This is a genomic window from Novosphingobium sp., from assembly GCF_040079535.1.
In the GTDB taxonomy this organism is placed as follows: Bacteria; Pseudomonadota; Alphaproteobacteria; order Sphingomonadales; family Sphingomonadaceae; genus Novosphingobium.
The window spans coordinates 42,614-64,214 of the sequence record NZ_JBEBKB010000015.1 but is presented as its reverse complement, the minus strand read 5'-3'; the positions used below and the strand labels follow the sequence as shown (position 1 = coordinate 64,214).

Below are 21,601 nucleotides of genomic sequence, written 5' to 3'. Positions count from 1 at the left end.
ACCCGCACCGCGCTTGGCGCAATCGCCTTTGTCCTGACAGCTTCTGCGCTTCCGGCCCAGACCGGGGTGCAGACCATGACCCCGCAGGATCTGGTGACGCTGAAGCGGCTGGCCGCGCCGGCGGTTTCGCCCGATGGTCAGTGGGTGGTCTATCAACAGACCGATACCGATCCGGTCAGTTACAAACGCGTGACGGGACTGTGGCAGGTTTCGATCAAGGGCGCAGCGCCGCAGCGGATTGCAGACATTGCCGATGCCGCAGAAAGCGCGCCAGCCTTTAGCCCGGATGGCAAGCGGCTGTATTTCATCTCTGACAAATCGGGCAGCGATCAGCTGTGGGTGCAGGATCTGGCCACACCGGGCAGCGCGCCGGTTCAGGCCAGCGCGTTCAAGGCCGATCTGGCCGGTTTCGCGATTTCTCCCGATGGTCAGCGCGTGCTGGTTTGGGGCGATGTGGCGCGCGATTGCCCAACGCTGGGCTGCGATCACAGCGGCGATACCAGCCGCCCCGGCCCCGGAACCGGGCGGCATTACCGCGACGGTGCCGGGTTTGTGCGGCATTGGGATAGCTGGGAGACGCCGGGCAATTTCAGCCGCGCTTTTGCGTTCGGGCTCGATCCGGCAGGCAGGATTACCGGGTCGGGCGCGGCGCTTGATGGGCCGGCCGGCACCTTGACTGGCGATACCCCGACCAAGCCGATGGGCGGGGGTGAGGAACTATCCTGGGCGGCCGATTCGCAAAGCGCGTTCTTCGTTGCGCGCCAGGCGGATCGGGCCGAGCCGCTCTCTACCGATACCGACGTGTGGCATTCGATGCTGGACGGCAAGGCCCCGCACAAGGCTTCGAAAGACAACCGCGCAACCGATACCTTGCCCTCCGCTTCGCCCGATGGCCAATGGCTGGCCTGGGCAGCCATGGCCCGGCCTGGCTATGAAAGCGACCGGCTGGTGGTTCAGCTGATGAACCTGAGAACCCATGAGCGGCGCAGCCTGACCCAGAATTGGGACCGTTCGGTAAGCTCAATCGCCTGGACGGCCGATTCCAGGGCGCTGATCGTCACGGCTGAGGATGTGCTTGATACGCCGGCCTTCCGGATCGATCTGGCCAGCGGCAAGATCGCCCGGCTGAATCTGGCCCCCAAAGGCCTGGCCCAAGGCCACATCAGCGCAGTCACTCCGCTTAAATCCGGCGGCTTCGTCTTTACCCGCGATGCGGCGGCCAATCCGGCCGAGATTTATGTGGCCGAAAAGGGCAAGCCAGGCCGCGCGCTAAGCCATGCCAACGATACGCAGCTGGGCGGCCTGAATGCCATTACCTCGCAGCGGTTCAGCTTCAAGGGTGCCGGCGGCGATACGGTCTGGGGCCAGATCCACAAGCCGGCCGGCGCCAGCGGCAAGCTGCCGGTGCTGCTGGTGGTTCATGGCGGGCCGCAAGGTTCGTTTGGCGAGGGCTGGTCGTTCCGCTGGAATCCGCGGATTTTGGCAAGTCAGGGCTATGCCGTGGTGACGATCGATTTCCATGGATCAACCGGATACGGCCAGGCATTTACCGACAGCATCAACCGCGATTGGGGCGGCAAGCCGCTGGAAGACCTCAAGCTGGGGCTGGCCGCAGCAATCGCTGGGGATCCCGCAATCGACGGTGAAAACGCCTGCGCGCTGGGCGCCAGCTATGGCGGCTATATGATGAACTGGATTGAGGGGATGTGGCCCGATCGGTTCAAATGCCTGGTCCAGCATGACGGTGTATTCGATGCCCGCGCGATGGCCTATGAAACCGAGGAGCTGTGGTTTGATGAATGGGAGCACGGCGGCAAACCCTATTACGAAGCACCCGATGAGTACGAGCGGTGGAACCCGGTGAACCACGTGGACAAGTGGAAAACCCCGATGCTGGTGATCACCGGCGAAAACGATTTCCGCATCCCCTATACCCAAGGGCTGGCGGCCTACACCGCATTGCAACGCCGCGGTGTGCCCAGCGAGTTGCTGGTGTTCCCCGATGCCAATCACTGGGTACTAAAGCCCAAGGATTCGTTGCAATGGCACCAAAGCGTGTTTGCCTGGTTGGGCAAGCATCTGAAACCAGGGGGTTAGACCTGATGCCGCGTCCCGAACCCGCGCTGCTGGATCCTGCGCGCTATCCGTTTGCGCACCGGATCACCACGCGCTTCGCCGATATCGATCCCAACCAGCATCTCAACAATGTAGCTCTGGCGGCGATGATGGAGGATGCGCGGGTACGCTTTAACCTGGCGATCGGCAGTGCGATCCGGATTGGCGAACGCCGGGCGATGGTGGCCAGCGTAGCGATGGAATACCTCGCCCAGGGCCACTTTCCCGATCCGGTTACCGTCCACTGCGGGATCGAAGGTGTGGGCCGGTCAAGCTGGACCGTGGCCCAGCTGCTGGAGCAGAACGGGAACCCGGTTGCGTTCGCCCGTTCGGTGCTGGTGGCGATTGCCGATGATCGGCCAACGCCGGTGCCTGATGACTACCGCGCCGTGCTGCTGGACCGCTGGACGCTGCGGGCATGAGCAGCGATCCCGCTGAGGTTGAACGCGCGCGCAGTGCCCTGGCCCTTACCGGCGGAGACAAGATCAGCCGCCACATCTTTCTGTGCGCTGAATCCCAAAAGGGCGAATGCTGTGCGCGTGACGACGGCGCGGCTGCCTGGAAATTCCTAAAGAAGCGGCTCAAGGATCGCGGGCTTGATCGCGATGGCGGGATTGCCCGGACCAAGGCTGATTGCCTCAAGATCTGTGCCGCCGGCCCGGTCGCGGTGGTTTGGCCAGACGGGGTCTGGTACCATTCGTGCAGCCCCGATGTGCTCGAAAGAGTCATCGACGAGCATCTGGTGGGCGGCGTTCCGGTTGAAGAATTCCGGCTCTATCCGCCCGATTAGGCCAATATTCGGCCCTGACTCGCCAAAGCCCGCCCTTCGTGGCATCCTCTTGCGGACCGGACCAAACGAGGAGATGCGTGATGACTATCGCACGACTGATCGAGGGGCGCAGCGCTGACATCGTAAGCTGCCAGGCTACAACAAGTGTAGGTGATGCGGTGAAGCTGCTTGCAGAAAAGCGGATTGGCGCAATCCCGGTGTTTACCGATGGGCAAATCGCCGGGATCTTCTCCGAACGCGATGTTGTCTATCAGCTGGCTGCGCATGGCCCGGCGATGCTCGACAAGACGGTGGGCGATGTGATGACCTCGCCGGCCATCACGGTAGATCTGCAAAGCGGCGTGCTTGATGCCCTGGGATTGATGACCCGGCGCCGGATCCGGCACCTGCCCGTGGTTGAGCGCGGCGCAGTTTGCGGGTTCGTTTCAATTGGTGATCTGGTCAAATACCGGATCGAAGCCATCGTATCCGAAGCTGAAGCGATGCGCAGCTATATCCAGTCTGCGTGAGCCCGGCTTGCAGGCAGGACCGGCAACGCTTACATCAGGGTGATGGACGCCCAGACAATGATCCTCAGCCCATCGGCCGCAGCCCGTGTCGCCGTGATTGCGGCAAAGCAAGGAAAGCCAGCGATACTGCGGCTTTCGGTCGAAGGCGGCGGCTGTTCAGGGTTTCAGTACAAATTTGGCCTGGCTGAGGCGCCGCAGGACGATGATCTGGTGATCGAGCAGGGCGGGGTGGTTCTGGTGGTCGATAGCATCAGCCTTGATCTGGTTGCCGGCAGCGTGGTGGACTACGTCGAATCGCTGGGCGGCGCAGCGTTCAAGGTTGAAAACCCCCAGGCCGCCAGTGGCTGCGGCTGCGGATCCAGTTTTTCGGTATGAACAGTGTTTTGGCTGGCGCTGGCCACACCACCCCATGAAAATCGCCACCTTCAACATCAACGGAATCAAGGCTCGCCTGCCGCGTTTGCTGGAATGGCTGGAAGAAACCCGGCCTTCGGTTGCCTGCCTGCAGGAAATCAAGACCCAGGACGAAGGGTTTCCGGCCGAGGAATTTCTCAAGATCGGTTACCATGCGATCTGGCACGGCCAGAAGGGCTTCAACGGGGTCGCCATCCTGGCCGATGGCACCCAGCCGATCGAGGTCGCTCGCGGGCTGGCCGGTGAGCCTGAGGACGAGCATTCGCGCTATCTCGAGGCAGACGTGTTCGGGGTGCGGGTGGCCTGCATCTATTTGCCCAACGGCAATCCGGTACCCGGGCCCAAATTTGATTACAAATTGCGCTGGATGGAGCGGCTGCGGCTGCGGATGGCGGCGATCGCGGTTGAGGAAGTACCGGCGGTGATAACCGGTGATTTCAACGTTATCCCGCAGCTCTCCGATGTCTTCTCGCCCCGGGCGATGGAGGCTGATGCACTGATGCAGCCCGGCGCGCGCGATGCCTATGCCCGGCTGCTGGCCGATGGCTGGACCGATGCGCTCGGCACGCTAAACCCGGCAGGCGGGGTCTGGACGTTCTGGGACTATCAGGCCGGGGCCTGGCCCAAAAACCATGGCTTCCGGATCGATCACGCGCTTTTATCACCCGAGATGGCTGATCGCCTGAAAGCAGCGGGCGTCGATAAAGAGCATCGTGGCCGCGAAAAGGCCAGCGACCACGCCCCCGTCTGGTTTGAGTTTGAAAGCTTGCGTGGTTGAGTTTTTTGGATTGGTGCGCAATTCGCGTCCGCGAATTGCTTGCAACACCAGCCCGCTCCCCCTCCCGGCCACCCACGAGAGTACCCTGAATGGGTGGCCGGGAGGGGGAGCGGGCTGGTGTTGCTAGGCCAGACGGACGTCTGGCTGCACCAGCGTGAGCCGGATAAGAGTTCGGCGCACCAGACTAGCGGTAAAAAACGTGGTTTTCGACCCGGCCCACCCGGCGCAGCTTCCAACCGGGGCTGACATAGCTGGCGTGAAAATAGAGCGCGCCTTCAACCGGGCTGCGCCAGGATCCAGCATGCGCGATCTGGGCAATTGCGACAGCGTTTTTCCACTGCTTCGATCCGCGCGCGATGGCCGGCATGGATGATCCGCGCACGAACGAGAACTGCGACGGCTGGAAAACCACCCCGCAATACGAATTGGGGAATCGACCCGATTTCGAGCGGGCCACAACCACCCGGCCAACGGCCAGCTGGCCGACCAGCGATTCGCTCTTGGCTTCGAAATAGACCGCACCAGCCAGGCACTGCAATTCACGCGAAAGCTCTGATGGATGCGGCTGGCCTGCAACCAGTTCGGCCAAGGACCGGGCTGATAGTTGCGGCGCGTTCAGCCCGGCTTCGTCTGCCTCGACCAGAACTGCAGGCGCAGGAACGGGAAGCGATTGAACAACCGGCTGGGAGATCATCTGTGGGGAGGGTTGGTTTGCACTGGCTGCGGGTGCGCTGCTCTGTGCGTCGGCACCAAAACCATTGGTGCTGAAGGCAATCGAGGAAATCATTGCGGCCACTGCGATCACACTGGCCCGGCGGAGCTGCTTGCTCATCAAACTTCATTCTTGGGCGGTTGGCGCGCCCGCGCAGGACCGGATTGAAGCAAAACCAGAGATTTATGCCCCAAGCCGCAAGAAACCCTGCCGGCTGCCCCCCGTCTGCGTGCTTGCGTGCCGGGCCTGTTTGCCTGGCGCGCCGCCTGCGCACTTGGAAAGTGGGGGCGCTTTGATTGTGCAGTGCAGCAAAGTCAACCTGGAAATTCGGCCAATCCGATGAACCGTTCACCATTCGCGATATCCAGTTCGATAATCCACAGCTCCGGATCCTGCGCACCGCGACGCTCTAGATAATCGTCGAAATTTCTTGTATTTTCAGTATCTTCGCTGCGGGAAAGGGTCCAATTTCGGCGCCCGTCCAGCTGCGGCATCCGTTCAAAAACCCGCCGTGTTGCACCCTTTTCGGCGCAAACGACAAGGATTGTTCCGGCTTCGTGTTCACCTTTTTGCAGGACACAGGCAAAGCCGCCGGCCTGGTTCACCGCGCGGAGCAGCCCGGCCACTTCCAGGTGGGCCGCTAGCCTGGAATCCATCGCTATGCGGCGTCCCGATCGATGCCGCCTGCCAGCAGCGCATACAGCGCTTCGCCATCGGCGGCATCGCCCAGCGCGGCATGCAGCTTTTCATCGCGCATCATCCGGCTGATCGCGGCCAGGGCATGAAGGTGCGCCGCACCAGCCGCCTCTGGCGAAAGCAGGCCAAAGACCAGATCGACCGGCATCCCATCGGCGGCATCGAACGCCACCGGGCTGGAAAGCCGCAAGAACGCGGCAACTGGCCGGTTGAGCTCTCCAATCCGGGCGTGCGGGATCGCTACACCGCGACCAAAACCGGTGCTTCCCAGCTTTTCACGTTCTTCGATTCGTTCCAGCACGATAACCGGATCAAGCCCGTAAACCCCGGCGAATCGCTCTGCCAGCTGTTCCAGGATGGTCTGCTTGCTATCCGCATCGATGGTGCCGACGGATTCAGGCAGGAGTGAAAAGAGTGCAGTCATAAGAGGCACTTCGTCCAAAAAATTGCGCGACTGGCGGTGGCCAGGGGCAGAGCTGCACGGGAAACTATCCGCGCCGCCAGCCCTTGCTCGCCTGACATGATTGGGCGCGCCTTTACGCTTACCTTCAGGAAGGTTCAACCCAGCCGATCGATCCATCCCCGCGCCGGTACACCATATTGTGTTTTCCAGTGCCGGCATTCTTGAACAGCAGCGCGTTGGTATTCCTGAGATCGAGCATCATCACAGCATCGGAAACTGTCGATTCGGGCACATCAACGCGGGTTTCGGCAATCACCACCGGGGCATCGGCGAACACTTCCTCAGCCGCGATATCGGGTTCGGCAAAAACGGTATAGGCGGCTTCCTCCTCGGCCGCGGCCTGGGCGCTTTCGGCATGGCGATCGGTCAGCCGGCGCTTGTAACGGCGCAATTGCTTGTCGATTTTTTCAGCGGCCTGATCGAATGCAGCATGGGCATCATGGGCAATGGCCGCGCCTTTCAGCACCAGCCCGTGCATCACATGGGTGATGACATCGGCGCGGAATGCGCCGGCCGGGGCGCGGTTGAATGTTACCGTGCTGGATAAGGCGCCCGAAAAGTACTTTCCAACGATTGTACCCAGCCGGTCCTGCACATGGCGCTGCAAGGCTTCGCCGGTTTCGATCTGGTGGCCGGATACACGAATGTCCATGGGGTACTTCTCCTGTCTTGATCGTGAAACAGGGTCAGTCGTTCCATAGGGGCGACTTCACCGTTTCGAGGAATGCGGCATGCGCCGCGAGCTCCTCCTCGCTGGCCGCATGCGGCCGGGCGGGGCGGAAGGGGCGTTCGCGCCGGGGCGCGGCAAGCGTGACAATTTCAGCAGTCTCGCCCGCAGCGGCAAGCGAAAGCCCGATCTGGCGGCCGCCGGTCAGTTCGACATAGACCTGCGCCAGCAATTCCGCATCGAGCAGCGCGCCGTGTCTGGTCCGGTGGCTGCGATCAATCCCATAACGGGTGCACAGCGCATCGAGCGAGTTCTTGGCACCAGGGTGGCGCATCCGGGCCATTGCCACCGTATCAACCATCCGTTCGCGGCTGAGTGGGGGCAGCCCGCACATATCCAGCTCTGAATTGACGAAACCAAAGTCAAACCCGGCATTGTGGGCGACCAGATTATCCTCTTCGCCGATGAATTCGAGAAATTCGGCGACGCGTTCATGAAACCGCGGCTTGTCTGACAGGAAGCCGATCGAAAGCCCGTGCACCGCCTCTGCCGCAGCAGGCATATCGCGATCGGGATTGAAATAGGCATGAAAGGTATTGCCGGTGGTCACCCGGTTGACCATTTCGATACAGCCGATTTCGACCAGCCGGTCACCGCTCTTGGGATCAAGGCCAGTGGTTTCCGTATCGAAGATAATCTCTCGCATTACCTAATTGATATCTGCCTGTTGCAGCCGTGTTACAAGAGGGGATCGGGTTAAATTTGCGCGCCGGCTATCGCATGCACCAGGCGCTGCACCGCGTGGCGGGTTTCGGCCAGGCTAACCCCGGTATCAATCACATGATCGGCCCGGGCGCGCTTTTCGGCATCGGGAACCTGCAACCCGAGGATTTGTTCGAATTTCTGGGCAGTCATGCCTGGCCGCGCCAGAACCCGTTCGCGCTGCATTTCAGGCGGAGCCGAAACCACCACCACCGCGTCAAGGCCATGCTGACCAGTTTTTTCGAACAACAGCGGGATATCGAACACAATCAGCGACTGATCGGCGTTATCAGCCAGGAACGTGCGGCGCAGTGCGGCCACTTCGGGGTGGACGATTGATTCAAGCACCCGCAACGCTTGCGGGTTGCCGAAAACCGCTGCGCCCAGCTTTGCCCGATCAACCCCGGCCGGGCCAGTGGTGCCGGGAAAAGCCCGCTCAATCGGCGCGGTGCAGGCCCCGCCTGGCCCCTGCAGCACATGCACGGCGGCATCGGCATCAAACACCGGCACGCCCAACCCACGAAACATTGCCGCAACCGCGCTTTTGCCCATCCCGATCGAGCCGGTCAGGCCAAGGATGAACGGCTTGGTCATGCGATCAGGATTGCCCGCAATTCATCATCACAATCGCGCGGCGGGGGCTGCCCGAAAAATCGCTCAAACGCAGCAGCGGCCTGGCCGATCAGCATGGCCAGCCCATCGACGGTTTCAAATCCGCGGCGGCGCGCTTCGGCCAGGAAAGGGGTCTCAAGCGGATGGGTTACAATGTCATAGATAACCGATCCCGGCGGGGCATGGCTGAAATCAAACGCCAGCGGCGGCTGGCCGGCCATGCCAAGCGGGCTGGCATTGACCACCAGATCGAACAGCCCCTCGCGGTCATCGAAAGCAAAATCGGTGGCGGGCGCAAAATGCGCAAGTTCAACCGCGTAGTGATCGCTGCCAGGCGCAAGAGCATCGAGCAGCGCCTGCGCCTTGGCCGGATCACGCGCGGCCAGCACCAGATGAAATCCCCGGCCAGCAAGCGCCGCAACAATCGCCCGGGCCGCCCCGCCCGCCCCCAAAATCCGGGCCATGCGATAAAGATGCGGGCGATCCAGCGCACTGCGCAGTGGCTCAAGAAAGCCAGGCGCGTCGGTATTGTGCCCGGTCAGCACGCCATCATTGCCGCGCACCACTGTATTGACCGCGCCGATCGCGGCAGCGGCGGGGTTGATCGCTCCCAATAGCGGGATGATCGCCTGCTTGTGCGGCATGGTGACATTGCAGCCGCGCCAATCGGGATCCTGCGCCCGGCCAGCCAGATAGTCGGCCAGATCCTCATGTGCCACGTGATATGCCCTGTAGTCAGCATCGATCCCTAGCTTGGCCAGCCAGAAATTGTGAATCGCGGGGCTTTTCGATTGGGCAATCGGATCACCGATCACTTCGGCATAGGCCCGGGTCATGCCGCCAACTCACCATGTTCACGCAGTGCGCCCAGCACCGCCAGCAGCGGCATGCCCAGCACCGTAAAGTGATCGCCTTCGATGCTTTCAAACAGTTGGACCCCGCGTGCCTCGATCCTGAATACACCAACGCAGCCGCTTACCGCGGGCCATTCGTGCCCCAGATAGGCGGTGATGAAGCGATCAGACAATTCGCGCAGTTTGAGCCGGGCCAGCGCGCCATGATCCCACAATACCGCGCCATCGCGCGCCAGTGCGGCTGCGCTGTACAGTTCCATTACCTGGCCAGAAAAGAACCGCAAATGATCGGCTGCATCCTCGCGGCCTTGCGGCTTGTCAAACCGCCGGCCGGCAACGCTGACCAGCGAATCGCTGCCCAGCACAAGCCGGCCAGGGCGCTGGGTTGAAACCGCCAGCGCTTTCGCCCGGGCGAGTTCCAGGGCGGTCTGCGCTGCGGTTGCCCCGCCCAGCTGCGCCTCCAGTGCGCGTTCATCGATCGCGGCGGGCACGGCTTCAAACGGCACCCCGGCGGCTTCAAGCATGGCCTTTCGTGATCCGCTTTGCGAGGCAAGGATCAGGCTCATGGATTAACCTGCCCGTGGCCGCCGCGAAATTCGCTGTAAAGATTGATGATCGCAGCAGCCGCTTCTTCAATCGAACGGCGGGTCACATCGATCACGGGCCAGCCGTTATCGGCAAACATCCGGCGGGCATACTGCACCTCTTTGGCAACCCGGTCCTCCTCAACATAGGCTGTTTCCGGGGCCTGCCCCAGCGACAGCAAGCGGTTGCGGCGAACCTGGATCAAGCGGTCTGGCGCTGTTGTCAGCCCCACGACCAGCGGATGTTTGAGCCCGAACAGCGCCGCGGGCGGCGGGCTTTCCACCACAACCGGAATATTGGCAACCTTGTAACCACGGTTGGCCAGATAGATGCTGGTTGGGGTTTTGGAGCTGCGCGATACGCCGGCCAGGACGATGTCTGCTTCTTCCCAGTTCTCCCAATTCACGCCGTCATCATGGGCGATCGTGTAGTGGATCGCATCGACCCGCGCGAAATATGCCTCGTCCATCACGTGCTGGCGGCCGGGGCGGGCTTTGGGGTGCTGGCCCAGCGCTGCTTCCAGCGCATCAACCGCGGCATCGAGCACCGCAACAACCGGCAGTGCCAATGAGCGGCAGTGTTCTTCCAGCCGCAGCCGGGTATCGGCATTGACCAGGGTGTAGAAAACCAGCCCGGGGTTGCTGGCAATTTCGGCCATGATCCGATCAAGGTGCTGCTGCGAGCGAACCATGGGCCAGAAATGGCGGATCACGTCCGATCCTTCAAACTGGGCAAGGGCTGCCTTGGCCAGCATTTCCAGCGTTTCGCCGGTGGAATCTGACAAGAGGTGAAGGTGCAATTGCGGCATGACGGCGTGACAGCGGGCCCCTGTGGATGATTTACGGCATAAACCACGGGAGAGAGGGGCTTACAAGTTTGGGACAGAAATGCATGCCCATTACCGGCGCCGCGATCTGATCGTTGTAGACAGGTGGACAGCGTTCCCCACAGGCTGGGGATAGCGGGAACAAGATCGGCTTGACGCGAAGCCTGCACGATTCGATCCCGCCTTTGGTCTGTTCAGCGCGGCAGAAATCCGGCAAGGACGGCCAATCCCCAGTTTCCACAGGGCCAACTAAAACAGAATCCTTATAGGAATCTAATTTGTATTTGATTGGATCTATGCGCGATGCCCGGTTTGCTTCTCGATACCCTGCGCGGTGCCAACGCCAAACCGCGTCCAGTCTGGCTGATGCGGCAAGCCGGGCGGTATCTGCCTGAATACCGCGCGCTGCGGGCCCAGAAGGGCGGGTTCCTGCCGCTGGTCTATGATAGCGCGGCAGCGGCCGAGATCACCCTGCAGCCGATCCGCCGGTTCGGGTTTGATGGCGCGATCCTGTTTTCGGATATTCTGATCGTGCCATATGCGATGGGACAGGATCTGGAATTTCTGATCGGTGAAGGCCCCCACCTTTCGCCGCGGCTGGTGGATGCTGCGCTTTCCAGCCTGACTGCGGTGCCAGACCGGCTGAGCCCGATTTACGAGACGGTAAGGCAGGTGAAAGCCCAGCTTCCAGCCGACAAGACGTTGCTTGGTTTTGCCGGCAGCCCATGGACCGTGGCGACCTATATGGTAGCTGGTGAAGGCAGCCGCGATCAGCATGAAACGCGGGCCTATGCCTATCGCGATCCGGGCGCGTTCCAGGCGATCATTGATGCCATCGTGGGTGTAACGATTGAATATCTTGGCGGACAGATCCATGCTGGTGCCGAAGCAGTGCAGCTGTTTGACAGCTGGGCTGGCAGTCTGGCTCCGGCCGAGTTTGAACGCTGGGTGATCGCGCCCAATGCGGCGATTGTTACCGCAATCCGTGCGCGTTTTCCTGGTGTGCCGATTATTGGCTTTCCCAAAGGTGCCGGCGAAAAACTTGCCGCCTATGCCCGCGAAACCCGCGTGGATGCGCTGGGCCTGGATGAGACGATTGATCCGATCTGGGCTGCGCGTGAATTGCCCAAAGGTATGCCGGTGCAGGGAAATCTTGATCCCTTGTTGTTGATTTCAGGTGGAGCGGAGCTGGACCGTCAGGCTGGCCTGGTTCTTGAGGCTTTTGCCGATCGGCCGCATGTTTTTAATCTTGGCCACGGGATTGGCCAGACCACACCGGTTGAACATGTTGGTCAACTGCTGTCTCTGGTTCGGGGCTGGCGGGGGTGACGAACCTTGGCAAGCGTGTTTATATCAGGGCGTGATGAACTGGGTGCTTTCGATGACTTACTTCTGGCTCAAGGCCGGCCACATCGTCTTCGTGATCTTTTGGATGGCGGGGCTGTTCATGCTGCCGCGCTATTTTGTGTACCATCAGGAAGCCGCCCCGAATTCGCCTGAAAACGCGCAGTGGATCGATCGTGAAGGCCGGCTGATCAGGATAATCCTGTGGCCGGCGCTGATTGTCAGCTGGGTGTTTGGCCTGGTTCTGGCCTGGTCAACCGGCGCCTTTTCACAAGGTTGGTTTCTTGCGAAATTTGCACTGGTTGCGGGCCTGAGCGGATACCACATCTGGATGGTGGGCTATCACAAGGCGCTGGCCCGCGGTGATCGGCGGCTGAGCGGCAGGCAATTGCGGCTGCTTAATGAAGTACCCGGGATTGCCGCTGCGCTGATCGTCATAATGGTGGTGGTGCGGCCGTTTTGATTGACCTTTTTTGGTCTGACGCTTATTTGACGTGCTTACCGGCATGACCAGCGCGATCACGCGCGGTGCGATCCGCTTTCTCCAAGCCCCATGATCGTCCGGCCATTGCCAATGCGAATTCAACGGAAACGACAGTCAAAATGCATCTTAAAGAACTCAAGAAAAAAACCTCCGCCGAGCTGGTCGAAATGGCCGAAGAGCTGGGCGTTGAAGGTGCCAGCACACTGCGCCGCCAGGATCTGATGTTTGCGATCCTCAAGGAAGTTGCTGAGGACGGTGAAGAGATTGTTGGCCAGGGCACGATCGAAGTGCTGACCGATGGTTTCGGTTTTCTGCGCAGTCCCGAAGCCAACTATCTGGCTGGTCCCGACGATATCTATGTTTCGCCCAATCAGGTCCGCAAATGGGGCCTGCGCACCGGCGATACGGTTGAAGGTGAAATTCGGGCGCCCAAGGATGGTGAGCGGTATTTTGCCATTACCAAGCTGGTTACGGTGAACTTTGATGATCCCGAAGCGGTTCGCCATCGGGTAAATTTTGACAATCTGACCCCGCTTTATCCTGATCGGAAGCTTAGCCTTGATACGCTTGATCCAACCGTCAAGGACAAGTCGGCACGGGTGATTGATATCATCAGCCCCCAGGGCAAGGGCCAGCGTGCATTGATCGTTGCTCCGCCGCGGACCGGCAAAACCGTGCTGTTGCAAAATATCGCCAAGGCAATCACCGACAATCACCCTGAGGTGTTCCTGCTGGTGCTGTTGGTTGATGAACGGCCCGAGGAAGTCACCGATATGCAGCGATCGGTAAAGGGTGAGGTGATCTCCTCTACCTTTGACGAACCGGCCCAGCGCCACGTCCAGGTTGCTGAAATGGTGATTGAAAAGGCCAAGCGGCTGGTTGAACACAAGCGCGATGTGGTGATCCTGCTCGATTCGATCACCCGCCTTGGCCGCGCCTACAACACCGTGGTGCCCAGCTCGGGCAAGGTCCTGACCGGCGGTGTCGATGCCAACGCATTGCAACGCCCCAAGCGCTTCTTCGGTGCGGCCCGCAATATCGAGGAAGGCGGATCGCTTTCAATCATCGCGACCGCATTGATCGATACCGGCAGCCGGATGGACGAAGTTATCTTCGAAGAATTCAAGGGCACCGGCAACAGCGAAATCGTGCTTGATCGCAAGGTGGCTGACAAGCGGATATTCCCGGCGCTGGATGTCGGCAAGTCTGGGACCCGCAAGGAAGAGCTGCTGGTTGAGAAGGACAAGCTTTCCAAGATGTGGGTGCTGCGCCGGATTCTGATGCAGATGGGCACGGTTGATGCGATGGAATTCCTGCTCGACAAGATGAAGGATTCCAAGACCAACGAAGATTTCTTCGCGACGATGAATCAATAGGATGGACCTGTCTGCACCCCGGCACGCGGTTCTTACCGGCGCGCCGGGGGCGGGCAAGACCACGTTGCTGGATGCTGCTGCGGCAGCCGGAATCCGGACCTCTCCCGAGGTTGCCCGCGAACTTCTCAAGACCCCCGGCGGAATGTCCCTGCGGGCCCAGGATCCACTCGGTTTTGCGGAAGCGATGGCCGAGGCGCACATCAAGGAGCATGAGCGCCACGCAGGCCAGCCTTGTCTGGTGGTGTTTGATCGCGGCCTGCCCGATGTGGTGGGCTTTCTTGATGTTTCAGGCCTGGCGGTTCCAGCTGCCATTGATCATGCCTGCCGGTCCTGGCGCTATTGCGGCCCGGTTCTGCGGGCGCCGGCCTGGGCCGAAATTTACGCCCAGGACTCAGAGCGAATTCAAGACTGGGACCAGGCCGTGGCCAGCGACCAGGCCGTTACCGCAGCATGGCGGCGCTATGGCTATGAACTGATCGATTTGCCGCTTGTGCGCGTGGAAGACCGGCTGAGCTTCATGAAAGCGAAAGTCTATCCTGCGGCCTGAAGCTGTGCTGCCATCATTTCCCACAGCTTGTTGACTGCCTTGACCGGGCGGACCATTACTTTGAAATCAATGATTTTTCCATCGTTATCGAAGCGAATCAGATCAATCCCGTTAACGTGAACCCCATCAATCTCAGCGGTGAATTCAAGGCAGGCATCGTTTGCGTCCACCACTTCGCGGACATAGCGAAAGCTGTCATTGCCAAGCACTTTGGCGGCGCTGAGCAGGTACATCATAACCTTGGCCTTGCCCACTTGCGGGCTGTGCACCACCGGCGAATGGAACACCGGGTCATCGGCCAGCCCCGCCGCCAGCAGATCGGCATCGCCGCCGCTTTGCATATAGGTGTGCCAGGCGGCGACACCTTGCCGGGCCGGGCTCATGCCAGGTGCTCCGCCAGGAACGCTTCCGTCCGGGCGTCGGCCAGTTCGGCTTCGGCAGCGTGGCGGCGATCACCCATTTCGGCGGCGAAACCGTGGGGCATGCCGGGATAGTCATAGAGCGTAACACGGGGATGGCCATCCAGCCCCGCATGGACCGCCGCCTGTGCCTGGGCCGAGACGAACTGGTCTTCGCAGGCAATGTGCAGCATCAGCGGATTGGCGATGCGGTGCGCTTCATCCAGCATCGTGTCGATCATCACGCCGTAATATCCAACCGAGGCATCCACATCGGTGCGCGCGGCCGCCATATAGGCCAGCCTGCCGCCAAGACAGTATCCCGCGCAGCCGACTTTGATGGCGCCGGCGTCCTGACGGATCCAGCGGATCGTCGATTCGATATCGTAAACCCCGTCGGCGGGATCATACTGCTGGAAATAGCCGAACGCCTGATTAAGCTGCGCCTCAATATCCGGGTCCAGTTCAACCCCGGCGGCAAACCGCCAGAAGATATCTGGTGCAACCGCCAGATAGCCATTGGCGGCCCACTTATCACATTTCTGCCGAATTCCGGGGTTTACCCCGAAGATCTCCGGAATAACGATGATGGCGCCTTTGGGTGCAGCAGCCGGGCGGGCGACATAGACGGGTATCGCGCCATCGTCCTTGATTGAGGCAATCTGGACTGCTTCAGACATCGGTCATTCTCCAAAGGGGTTGTATCGGCGGCACCCTAAGCCGACATTGGACTTTGTGAAGGGCCTATGCCAGCTTGCGGGCAGGGAATGGCTGGGTGCTGGTTAGGAGTCTCCGAATGAAAGTCCATGTTGAGATCGAATGCACCCCTGAAGAGGCCCGTGCCTTTCTGGGTCTGCCCGATGTATCCAAGGCCAACGGCCTGTATGTCGAGGCGATTGCCAAAGCGATGAAAGGGGCCGGAAACCTTGATCAGGTCCAGGATTTTGCCAAGAACCTTGCGCCGATGGGCCAGGTTGGGATGAAGCTATTCCAGCAATTCATCGAAGGCGGCGCGGCTCTTGCAGCCGGGGCCAAAAAGAAGGACGCGGACTGATCCCGCCGCTCAGCCAATGACAGACACCATCTTTGCCCTTTCCAGCGGCGCTCCGCCTGCGGCGATCGGGGTCATCCGGATCAGCGGCCCGCAGGCAGGGCAGGCACTGGTTGCACTGGCAGGGCGTTTGCCTGCGCCGCGCCGCGCCAGTCTGGCCAAGCTGCGCGATAGCGCGGGCGGCCTGCTGGATGAGGCGCTGGTGCTGTGGCTGCCCGGACCCGCGACCGAAACCGGAGAGGACGTGGCCGAGCTGCAATGCCATGGCGGGCGGGCGATCATTGGCGGGATCGAAAGTGCGCTGGCCAAGCTGCCGGGTTTGCGGCGGGCCGGGCCGGGTGAATTTACCCGCCGGGCCTTTGCCAATGGCAAGATTGATCTGGCCGAGGCCGAAGGGCTGGCGGACCTGCTGGAGGCTGAGACCGAGCTGCAACGCGCCGTTGCCCAGGCCATGGCGGGCGGGGCCTTCTCGCGGGTGGTGAGCGATTGGCGTGAGCGGTTGCTGATGCAATCAGCCGCGCTTGAGGCGGTGCTTGATTTTGCTGATGAGGACGATGTTACGACCCTGCCGGGCGATTTCATGGTGCGGATTGCGGCGCTGGAGCAGGAGATTGGCGGGTGGCTGGGTCGGCCCCGCGCAGAAGCGCTGCGTGAAGGCTACAGGGTGGTTATTGCTGGCCCGCCGAACCTTGGAAAAAGCACACTTTTCAATGTTTTGGTTGGATCTGATGCGGCAATTGCCACTCCAATTCCGGGCACAACCCGCGATGTTCTGACCCGCCCGGTGGCCTATGAAGGTATCCCGTTACTGTTTGCCGATACCGCAGGACTGCATGATGCGGCTGGCGACGGGGTTGAGGCAATCGGGATCGAACGCGCGCTGGATGCGCTGGACCGGGCTGATCTGGTGCTGTGGCTGGGTCCTGAGGGCGAAGGGCCAGATGGGGCCTGGGAAGTTGCCTCGCAGATTGACCGTGAGGCCAGCCTGGTCAAACGCAGTGCCCGCCACCGGATCTCTGCAATCAGTGGTGCGGGAATTGCGGAACTGCGCGCAGACCTGATTGCCGCGGCCCGCGGCGCCTTGCCCAAACCCGGTGAGGCGGCCCTAAGCGAACGCCAGCACAGCCTGCTGTTGGGATCGAACCGCGCGCTGGCCGCTGCCCGGCATGAGAATGATCCACTGCTGATCGCTGAAGGCCTGCGGCTGGCCCGGGTCGGCTTTGACGGCCTGCTGGGCCGCACCGCAACCGAAGACATGCTCGATACGCTGTTCGGGCGATTTTGCATTGGGAAGTAGCACCCGCGAAAGCTGTTCCACGTGAAACACTCCTCGGCTATGCGCCGAGGTGATATGGTGCGTTTTGATGTCATTGTTGTTGGCGGGGGCCATGCCGGGGTGGAAGCTGCGGCTGTGGCTGCGCGGATGGGCGCGCATGTTGCGCTGGTCAGTTTTGATCCTGCTGCGATCGGGGCGATGAGCTGCAACCCGGCGATTGGCGGGCTGGGCAAGGGCCATCTGGTTCGTGAGGTGGATGCGTTTGACGGGATCATGGCGCGCGCCGCCGATGCCGGGGCAATCCATTACCGGATGCTCAATCGTTCCAAAGGATCGGCGGTGCAGGGGCCACGGGTCCAGGCTGATCGCAAACGCTTTCAGGCTGCGGTCCAGGCGCTTTTGCCGCAGCAAGGTGATCTGACCTTGATAGCCGGCGAGGCGGCGGCGCTGCGGCTAACTGGCGGACGGGCCAGCGGGGTTGATCTGGCCGATGGCACCGCGCTTGCTGCGCCCACGGTGGTGCTGTGCACGGGGACCTTTCTGGGCGGGCTGCTCTATCGCGGCGAAGAGCGGTTGACCGGAGGCCGCATCGGCGAAGCTTCGGCCCAGCGGCTGGCCAGGCAACTGCGCGAGGCAGACCTGCCGATGGCCCGGCTCAAAACTGGGACACCGCCTCGGCTTGATGGGCGAACGATTGATTGGGCCCGGCTGGAGGAACAGCCCAGTGATCGCGATCCCTGGACCATGTCGCCGTTGTCTAGTGTCAATGGCCGGCCATGCCGGGCGCTGCCGCAGGTGTTCTGTGCGATCACCCGGACCAATCCGGCCAGCCATGATGTGATTCGCGCCAATCTGCACCGTTCACCGCTGTTTTCGGGTGCGATCGGGGCCTCTGGGCCCCGCTATTGCCCGTCGATCGAGGACAAGATCCACCGCTTTGCCGATCGTGATGGGCATCAGGTGTTTCTGGAACCGGAAGGACTTGATAGCCCGCTGGTCTATCCCAACGGGATCAGCACTTCGCTGCCCGCCGATGTCCAGCTGGCAATGCTGCGGACTATGGCCGGGTTGGAGCAGGTCGATATGGCGGTTCCGGGCTATGCCGTGGAATACGATCATATCGATCCACGCGCGCTGCGCCCCAGCCTGGAATTGCGGGCGATCCCTGGGCTATACTGCGCCGGTCAGATCAATGGCACCACCGGGTATGAGGAGGCTGCGGCGCAAGGGCTTGTCGCCGGGATGCACGCGGCCGCCACTGTGCTGGGCCGTGATCCGCCCGCGCTTGATCGGGCCAACAGCTATATGGCGGTGATGGTTGATGATCTGACCCTGCACGGGGTGACCGAGCCTTATCGGATGCTGACCGCACGGGCCGAATACCGTTTGCGGCTGCGCGCCAACAACGCCAGCAGCCGGTTGACCCCTCTGGGCATCCAGATCGGCTGCATCGGGCCGGAACGGGCGCAGTGGTTTACCCGGCGTGAGGCTGAGCTGGAGCGGATTGACGCGGCGCTTGGTTCAGCCGCTGCGGCCAGGGATCTGGCCTCGGCAGGATTGCCGGTGCGGCCTGATGCCGGGCGCTTGCCCTTGCGTGAATGGTTGCGCTTTGGCGGCGTGGGGCTGAAGGATCTGGTCCCCTGGCTTGATGAGGAACTGCCCGAGGACGCTGAATTGCTGGCCGAGATTGAAGAAGACGCGGCCTATGCCCCATATCTGGCGCGGCAAGACAGCGAACTGCGCGATTTGCGCGCGGGGGAGGCTTTGCCGCTGGGCGATGCGTTTCCCTATGCCGCAATCCCGGGGCTCTCGCATGAAATGGTTGAACGGTTGAGCCGGGCGCGGCCCGCGACCCTGGCTGCGGCGGGCCGGGTGCCCGGGATTACCCCGGCGGCGCTGGCAGCGCTGCTGGTCCATGCCCGCAGGCGCGCGGTATGATACTTCGAGATGAACCTGCGGCCCGGGCCTGGCTTGAGACGCTGCCGGAATGGGATAATCTGGCGGGTGAGCGGCTTGAGGCGCTGATTGCGATGCTGGCGCAAGAAAATGCGCGGCAAAATCTGGTCTCGGCGGCCAGTCTCGATTCGGTCTGGCTGCGGCATATTGCCGATTCGGCCCAGCTGCTGCGGCATGTTCCACGTGAAACATCGACACCCTGGCTAGATTTGGGGACCGGCGCCGGGTTTCCTGGATTGGTGATTGCCGCGCTGCGCCCCGATTCGGAAGTGGTCATGATCGAATCGCGGGCCCGCCGGGTTCAGTGGCTTGAGGATGCGCGATCTGCGCTTGGTCTGGAGCGCGCAAGCGTGATCGGCCGGACTTTGGAGAAAGTGCCAGCGCGCCCATTCCGCGCCATTTCGGCACGGGCGTTTGCACCATTGCCCAAACTGCTTGAGCTATCCGCAGGATTCTCCACAAGCGAAACGATCTGGTTGTTGCCGAAAGGGCGTTCGGCCCGGCAGGAACTGTCAGAGCTGAAAGGCTGGGATCACGTGTTTCACGTGGAACAATCGCTGACCGACGCCGAATCGGGCGTTATTGTTGGCCGACTGGCCGGGAAAGAAGGGAAAAAGTCGTGATTCGCGTTGCGATCGCCAATCAGAAGGGCGGGGTGGGCAAGACCACTACGGCCATCAACATCGCTACGGCGATGGCGGCAACCGGCTGGAAGGTCTTGCTGATCGATCTGGACCCGCAAGGCAACGCTTCAACCGGGATCGGAATTTCCAGCGCCGATCGGACCAGGTCTTCCTACGATCTGGTGGTAGATCAGGTCGCACTTGCCGATTGCGTCATGCCCACGCGAATTCCGGGGCTCGATGTGGTCCCGGCAACCGAGGACCTTTCTGGCGCGGAAATAGAGCTGGTCAATGTCGAGCACCGCACCGACCGGTTGCGCGATGCCTTGGCGGGTGAACACGGCTACGACATTGTCTTTATCGATTGCCCGCCTTCACTCGGGTTGCTCACGCTCAACGCGCTGACGGCCGCCGATACGCTGCTGGTGCCGCTGCAGTGCGAATTCTTTGCGCTCGAAGGTCTCTCACAGCTGCTCCAGACGGTTGAGCGTGTCCAGCAGCGGTTCAATCCTGATCTGGGCATTGTCGGGATTGCGCTGACCATGTTTGATCGGCGCAATCGCTTGACCGATCAGGTTTCTGATGACGTCCGCTCGTGCCTGGGCAATCTGGTGTTCGAGGCAGTGATCCCGCGCAACGTCCGCCTGTCCGAAGCGCCCAGCCACGGTTTGCCGGCGCTGGTCTATGATATCAACTGCGTGGGCAGCCGCGCCTACATGGCTTTGGCGCGTGAATTGATCACGCGATTACCCAAGCAAAGGAAAGCCGCATGAGCGAAGATCCGGTCGTCCGCCTATCGGCCCACAAAAGCGATCCTGCCCCAAAGCGGCAGGCACTTGGGCGCGGGCTTGGGGCATTGCTGGGCGAAACCCGGCGGGAAGAGCCGCTGGTGACGCAGTTCCCCGCGGCCGGCGCGCCGAAGGGCGAATCAAAGCCCGGATCGGGCCTGGCGATGTTGGCTGTGGCCGATATTGTCCCGCATCCCGGCCAGCCGCGCCGCCGGTTTGACGAGGCGGCGCTGGCAGAACTGGCGGCTTCGATCGCAGCACGCGGGGTGATTCAGCCGGTTATCGTGGTGCCGCACGGTGCCGGACAGTATCAGCTTGTAGCGGGCGAACGCCGCTGGCGCGCCGCGCAACGTGCACAACTTCATGAAATTCCAGCAATTATCCGCGATTTAAGCGATCGTGAAGTAACCGCGCTGGCCTTGATTGAAAATCTGCAGCGCGAAGACCTGAATCCGATCGAGGAAGCGCGGGCCTATCACCGGCTGGCCGAAGGCGAAGGTCTGACCCAGGCCGAGATTGCCCGGCTGGTCGATAAAAGCCGCAGCCACGTTGCCAATCTGCAGCGGCTGCTGGCCCTGCCCGAACCGGTGATCGAACTGGTCGAGGAGGGCAAACTGTCGATGGGCCACGCCCGCGCGCTGATCGGGGCTGACAATGCGCTAGAGCTTGCCGCCCAGGCAATTGCCAAGAATTTGACTGTGCGCGATGTTGAACGGCTGGTCCGGCGGGCCAATGCCCCGGCCAGCCCGCCGCGCCGGGCGCGCACCGAGCGCGAGCCGGGGGCTTCAGCCGATATTGCTGCGGTTCAAAACCATCTTGAGGAATTTCTAGGCCTTTCGGTCCGGATCAACACCGATGCCGATCCGCGTTCGGGCGCGGTAACGATCCGCTATCGTTCGCTCGATCAGCTTGATCTGATCTGCCAGCGGCTGACAGGCGGCGGAATCTAGGGGTTTTTCCGGGGGAGGCGTTAAC

General features: G+C 61.6%; 27 protein-coding genes. 16 read left to right on the top strand and 11 right to left on the bottom strand.

The genetic code is table 11. The annotated features are described in order from the left end of the window. The 6 genes from ABL914_RS07205 to xth form a co-directional block, all read left to right on the top strand. On the top strand, positions 1 to 2,097 hold a 2,097-nt coding region (locus ABL914_RS07205), incomplete at its 5' end, for a prolyl oligopeptidase family serine peptidase (RefSeq protein ID WP_391562492.1). 5 nt (positions 2,098 to 2,102) lie between these two features. Continuing rightward, positions 2,103 to 2,537 carry an acyl-CoA thioesterase gene (locus ABL914_RS07200; protein WP_391562491.1) on the top strand — a complete coding sequence of 145 codons (435 nt, stop codon included), beginning with the start codon at positions 2,103 to 2,105 and terminating at the stop codon, positions 2,535 to 2,537. Continuing rightward, positions 2,534 to 2,905 (top strand): ferredoxin, encoded by a 372-nt coding sequence (locus tag ABL914_RS07195; protein ID WP_391562490.1) that lies wholly within the window; start codon positions 2,534 to 2,536, stop codon positions 2,903 to 2,905. Before ABL914_RS07200 ends, ABL914_RS07195 begins: the two co-directional genes overlap by 4 nt. A gap of 80 nt (positions 2,906 to 2,985) precedes the next feature. Beyond that, entirely contained in the window at positions 2,986 to 3,414 is a 429-nt protein-coding gene (locus ABL914_RS07190) for a CBS domain-containing protein (RefSeq protein ID WP_391562489.1), read from the top strand. A 42-nt stretch (positions 3,415 to 3,456) separates the two neighbouring features. After that, complete coding sequence (gene erpA, locus ABL914_RS07185; protein WP_391562488.1) at positions 3,457 to 3,789, top strand: iron-sulfur cluster insertion protein ErpA; 333 nt, start codon at positions 3,457 to 3,459, stop codon at positions 3,787 to 3,789. Between the two features lie 34 nt (positions 3,790 to 3,823). Continuing rightward, a complete protein-coding gene (xth, locus tag ABL914_RS07180) occupies positions 3,824 to 4,606 on the top strand; it encodes an exodeoxyribonuclease III (RefSeq protein WP_391562487.1) in 783 nt (260 codons plus the stop codon). A 184-nt stretch (positions 4,607 to 4,790) separates the two neighbouring features. Here xth and ABL914_RS07175 read toward each other — a convergent pair whose 3' ends face one another. The 9 genes from ABL914_RS07175 to ABL914_RS07135 all read right to left on the bottom strand — a co-directional run bounded on the left by ABL914_RS07175 (position 4,791) and on the right by ABL914_RS07135 (position 10,765). Further along, positions 4,791 to 5,438 carry a cell wall hydrolase gene (locus ABL914_RS07175; RefSeq protein ID WP_391562486.1) on the bottom strand — a complete coding sequence of 216 codons (648 nt, stop codon included), beginning with the start codon at positions 5,436 to 5,438 and terminating at the stop codon, positions 4,791 to 4,793. Positions 5,439 to 5,632: 194 nt separating this feature from the next. Further along, entirely contained in the window at positions 5,633 to 5,974 is a 342-nt protein-coding gene (locus tag ABL914_RS07170; protein WP_391562485.1) for a DUF1491 family protein, read from the bottom strand. A 2-nt stretch (positions 5,975 to 5,976) separates the two neighbouring features. After that, positions 5,977 to 6,438, bottom strand: a complete 462-nt coding sequence (locus tag ABL914_RS07165) for a PTS sugar transporter subunit IIA (RefSeq protein WP_391562484.1) — start codon at positions 6,436 to 6,438, stop codon at positions 5,977 to 5,979. A gap of 124 nt (positions 6,439 to 6,562) precedes the next feature. After that, positions 6,563 to 7,129: a ribosome hibernation-promoting factor, HPF/YfiA family gene (gene hpf / locus ABL914_RS07160; RefSeq protein ID WP_391562483.1), complete on the bottom strand. Its 567-nt coding sequence runs from the start codon at positions 7,127 to 7,129 to the stop codon at positions 6,563 to 6,565. Between the two features lie 34 nt (positions 7,130 to 7,163). Next, the gene (dnaQ, locus tag ABL914_RS07155; RefSeq protein ID WP_391562482.1) at positions 7,164 to 7,850 is read right to left on the bottom strand and encodes a DNA polymerase III subunit epsilon; all 687 of its coding nucleotides are present in this window, start codon (positions 7,848 to 7,850) and stop codon (positions 7,164 to 7,166) included. Positions 7,851 to 7,900: 50 nt separating this feature from the next. Continuing rightward, complete coding sequence (gene coaE / locus ABL914_RS07150; RefSeq protein WP_391562481.1) at positions 7,901 to 8,500, bottom strand: dephospho-CoA kinase; 600 nt, start codon at positions 8,498 to 8,500, stop codon at positions 7,901 to 7,903. Next, positions 8,497 to 9,354, bottom strand: coding sequence for a shikimate dehydrogenase (gene aroE / locus ABL914_RS07145; RefSeq protein WP_391562480.1), 858 nt, complete (start codon positions 9,352 to 9,354; stop codon positions 8,497 to 8,499). The genes coaE and aroE overlap by 4 nt, the downstream gene beginning before the upstream one ends. Further along, a complete protein-coding gene (locus ABL914_RS07140; RefSeq protein ID WP_391562479.1) occupies positions 9,351 to 9,938 on the bottom strand; it encodes a Maf family protein in 588 nt (195 codons plus the stop codon). The genes aroE and ABL914_RS07140 overlap by 4 nt, the downstream gene beginning before the upstream one ends. Continuing rightward, positions 9,935 to 10,765 (bottom strand): pyruvate, water dikinase regulatory protein, encoded by an 831-nt coding sequence (locus tag ABL914_RS07135; protein WP_391562478.1) that lies wholly within the window; start codon positions 10,763 to 10,765, stop codon positions 9,935 to 9,937. Before ABL914_RS07135 ends, ABL914_RS07140 begins: the two co-directional genes overlap by 4 nt. Before the next feature lie 321 nt (positions 10,766 to 11,086). Between ABL914_RS07135 and hemE the strand changes: the two genes are divergently transcribed. The 4 genes from hemE (at position 11,087) to ABL914_RS07115 (ending at position 14,534) form a co-directional block, all read left to right on the top strand. Next, positions 11,087 to 12,112, top strand: coding sequence for a uroporphyrinogen decarboxylase (hemE, locus tag ABL914_RS07130; protein ID WP_391562477.1), 1,026 nt, complete (start codon positions 11,087 to 11,089; stop codon positions 12,110 to 12,112). Between the two features lie 34 nt (positions 12,113 to 12,146). Further along, positions 12,147 to 12,590 (top strand): CopD family protein, encoded by a 444-nt coding sequence (locus ABL914_RS07125; RefSeq protein WP_391562476.1) that lies wholly within the window; start codon positions 12,147 to 12,149, stop codon positions 12,588 to 12,590. Positions 12,591 to 12,730: 140 nt separating this feature from the next. Beyond that, positions 12,731 to 13,987: a transcription termination factor Rho gene (gene rho, locus ABL914_RS07120; protein WP_391562475.1), complete on the top strand. Its 1,257-nt coding sequence runs from the start codon at positions 12,731 to 12,733 to the stop codon at positions 13,985 to 13,987. 1 nt (position 13,988) lies between these two features. Continuing rightward, positions 13,989 to 14,534: an AAA family ATPase gene (locus ABL914_RS07115; protein WP_391562474.1), complete on the top strand. Its 546-nt coding sequence runs from the start codon at positions 13,989 to 13,991 to the stop codon at positions 14,532 to 14,534. On the opposite strand, the gene ABL914_RS07110 is transcribed toward ABL914_RS07115, so the two are convergent. Continuing rightward, positions 14,519 to 14,917, bottom strand: a complete 399-nt coding sequence (locus ABL914_RS07110) for a nuclear transport factor 2 family protein (protein WP_391562473.1) — start codon at positions 14,915 to 14,917, stop codon at positions 14,519 to 14,521. The genes ABL914_RS07115 and ABL914_RS07110 overlap by 16 nt on opposite strands. Then, positions 14,914 to 15,612 carry a dienelactone hydrolase family protein gene (locus ABL914_RS07105; protein ID WP_391562472.1) on the bottom strand — a complete coding sequence of 233 codons (699 nt, stop codon included), beginning with the start codon at positions 15,610 to 15,612 and terminating at the stop codon, positions 14,914 to 14,916. The genes ABL914_RS07110 and ABL914_RS07105 overlap by 4 nt, the downstream gene beginning before the upstream one ends. A 116-nt stretch (positions 15,613 to 15,728) precedes the next feature. Between ABL914_RS07105 and ABL914_RS07100 the strand changes: the two genes are divergently transcribed. From ABL914_RS07100 to ABL914_RS07075, 6 genes are read left to right on the top strand one after another with little or no spacing between them, the layout of a single operon-like run. Then, entirely contained in the window at positions 15,729 to 15,986 is a 258-nt protein-coding gene (locus ABL914_RS07100) for a DUF6489 family protein (protein ID WP_391562471.1), read from the top strand. A 16-nt stretch (positions 15,987 to 16,002) separates the two neighbouring features. Continuing rightward, positions 16,003 to 17,280: a tRNA uridine-5-carboxymethylaminomethyl(34) synthesis GTPase MnmE gene (gene mnmE / locus ABL914_RS07095; protein WP_391562470.1), complete on the top strand. Its 1,278-nt coding sequence runs from the start codon at positions 16,003 to 16,005 to the stop codon at positions 17,278 to 17,280. Positions 17,281 to 17,334: 54 nt separating this feature from the next. Continuing rightward, a complete protein-coding gene (mnmG, locus tag ABL914_RS07090) occupies positions 17,335 to 19,197 on the top strand; it encodes a tRNA uridine-5-carboxymethylaminomethyl(34) synthesis enzyme MnmG (RefSeq protein ID WP_391562469.1) in 1,863 nt (620 codons plus the stop codon). Next, on the top strand, positions 19,194 to 19,838 hold the full coding sequence (rsmG, locus tag ABL914_RS07085; protein ID WP_391562468.1) for a 16S rRNA (guanine(527)-N(7))-methyltransferase RsmG: 645 nt from the start codon (positions 19,194 to 19,196) through the stop codon (positions 19,836 to 19,838). The genes mnmG and rsmG overlap by 4 nt, the downstream gene beginning before the upstream one ends. After that, positions 19,835 to 20,611, top strand: a complete 777-nt coding sequence (locus tag ABL914_RS07080; RefSeq protein WP_391562467.1) for a ParA family protein — start codon at positions 19,835 to 19,837, stop codon at positions 20,609 to 20,611. The genes rsmG and ABL914_RS07080 overlap by 4 nt, the downstream gene beginning before the upstream one ends. Next, a complete protein-coding gene (locus tag ABL914_RS07075; protein WP_391562466.1) occupies positions 20,608 to 21,576 on the top strand; it encodes a ParB/RepB/Spo0J family partition protein in 969 nt (322 codons plus the stop codon). The genes ABL914_RS07080 and ABL914_RS07075 overlap by 4 nt, the downstream gene beginning before the upstream one ends. Positions 21,577 to 21,601 lie beyond the last annotated feature (25 nt).

What these genes read in the sequence shown, in the direction of transcription:
- ABL914_RS07200 (WP_391562491.1), top strand. Translation starts at nt 2,103, where the DNA reads ATGCCGCGTCCCGAACCCGCGCTGCTGGATCCTGCGCGCTATCCGTTT.
- ABL914_RS07195 (WP_391562490.1), top strand. Translation starts at nt 2,534, where the DNA reads ATGAGCAGCGATCCCGCTGAGGTTGAACGCGCGCGCAGTGCCCTGGCC.
- ABL914_RS07190 (WP_391562489.1), top strand. Translation starts at nt 2,986, where the DNA reads ATGACTATCGCACGACTGATCGAGGGGCGCAGCGCTGACATCGTAAGC.
- erpA (WP_391562488.1), top strand. Translation starts at nt 3,457, where the DNA reads ATGGACGCCCAGACAATGATCCTCAGCCCATCGGCCGCAGCCCGTGTC.
- xth (WP_391562487.1), top strand. Translation starts at nt 3,824, where the DNA reads ATGAAAATCGCCACCTTCAACATCAACGGAATCAAGGCTCGCCTGCCG.
- ABL914_RS07175 (WP_391562486.1), bottom strand. Translation starts at nt 5,438, where the DNA reads ATGAGCAAGCAGCTCCGCCGGGCCAGTGTGATCGCAGTGGCCGCAATG.
- ABL914_RS07170 (WP_391562485.1), bottom strand. Translation starts at nt 5,974, where the DNA reads ATGGATTCCAGGCTAGCGGCCCACCTGGAAGTGGCCGGGCTGCTCCGC.
- ABL914_RS07165 (WP_391562484.1), bottom strand. Translation starts at nt 6,438, where the DNA reads ATGACTGCACTCTTTTCACTCCTGCCTGAATCCGTCGGCACCATCGAT.
- hpf (WP_391562483.1), bottom strand. Translation starts at nt 7,129, where the DNA reads ATGGACATTCGTGTATCCGGCCACCAGATCGAAACCGGCGAAGCCTTG.
- dnaQ (WP_391562482.1), bottom strand. Translation starts at nt 7,850, where the DNA reads ATGCGAGAGATTATCTTCGATACGGAAACCACTGGCCTTGATCCCAAG.
- coaE (WP_391562481.1), bottom strand. Translation starts at nt 8,500, where the DNA reads ATGACCAAGCCGTTCATCCTTGGCCTGACCGGCTCGATCGGGATGGGC.
- aroE (WP_391562480.1), bottom strand. Translation starts at nt 9,354, where the DNA reads ATGACCCGGGCCTATGCCGAAGTGATCGGTGATCCGATTGCCCAATCG.
- ABL914_RS07140 (WP_391562479.1), bottom strand. Translation starts at nt 9,938, where the DNA reads ATGAGCCTGATCCTTGCCTCGCAAAGCGGATCACGAAAGGCCATGCTT.
- ABL914_RS07135 (WP_391562478.1), bottom strand. Translation starts at nt 10,765, where the DNA reads ATGCCGCAATTGCACCTTCACCTCTTGTCAGATTCCACCGGCGAAACG.
- hemE (WP_391562477.1), top strand. Translation starts at nt 11,087, where the DNA reads ATGCCCGGTTTGCTTCTCGATACCCTGCGCGGTGCCAACGCCAAACCG.
- ABL914_RS07125 (WP_391562476.1), top strand. Translation starts at nt 12,147, where the DNA reads ATGAACTGGGTGCTTTCGATGACTTACTTCTGGCTCAAGGCCGGCCAC.
- rho (WP_391562475.1), top strand. Translation starts at nt 12,731, where the DNA reads ATGCATCTTAAAGAACTCAAGAAAAAAACCTCCGCCGAGCTGGTCGAA.
- ABL914_RS07115 (WP_391562474.1), top strand. Translation starts at nt 13,989, where the DNA reads ATGGACCTGTCTGCACCCCGGCACGCGGTTCTTACCGGCGCGCCGGGG.
- ABL914_RS07110 (WP_391562473.1), bottom strand. Translation starts at nt 14,917, where the DNA reads ATGAGCCCGGCCCGGCAAGGTGTCGCCGCCTGGCACACCTATATGCAA.
- ABL914_RS07105 (WP_391562472.1), bottom strand. Translation starts at nt 15,612, where the DNA reads ATGTCTGAAGCAGTCCAGATTGCCTCAATCAAGGACGATGGCGCGATA.
- ABL914_RS07100 (WP_391562471.1), top strand. Translation starts at nt 15,729, where the DNA reads ATGAAAGTCCATGTTGAGATCGAATGCACCCCTGAAGAGGCCCGTGCC.
- mnmE (WP_391562470.1), top strand. Translation starts at nt 16,003, where the DNA reads ATGACAGACACCATCTTTGCCCTTTCCAGCGGCGCTCCGCCTGCGGCG.
- mnmG (WP_391562469.1), top strand. Translation starts at nt 17,335, where the DNA reads ATGGTGCGTTTTGATGTCATTGTTGTTGGCGGGGGCCATGCCGGGGTG.
- rsmG (WP_391562468.1), top strand. Translation starts at nt 19,194, where the DNA reads ATGATACTTCGAGATGAACCTGCGGCCCGGGCCTGGCTTGAGACGCTG.
- ABL914_RS07075 (WP_391562466.1), top strand. Translation starts at nt 20,608, where the DNA reads ATGAGCGAAGATCCGGTCGTCCGCCTATCGGCCCACAAAAGCGATCCT.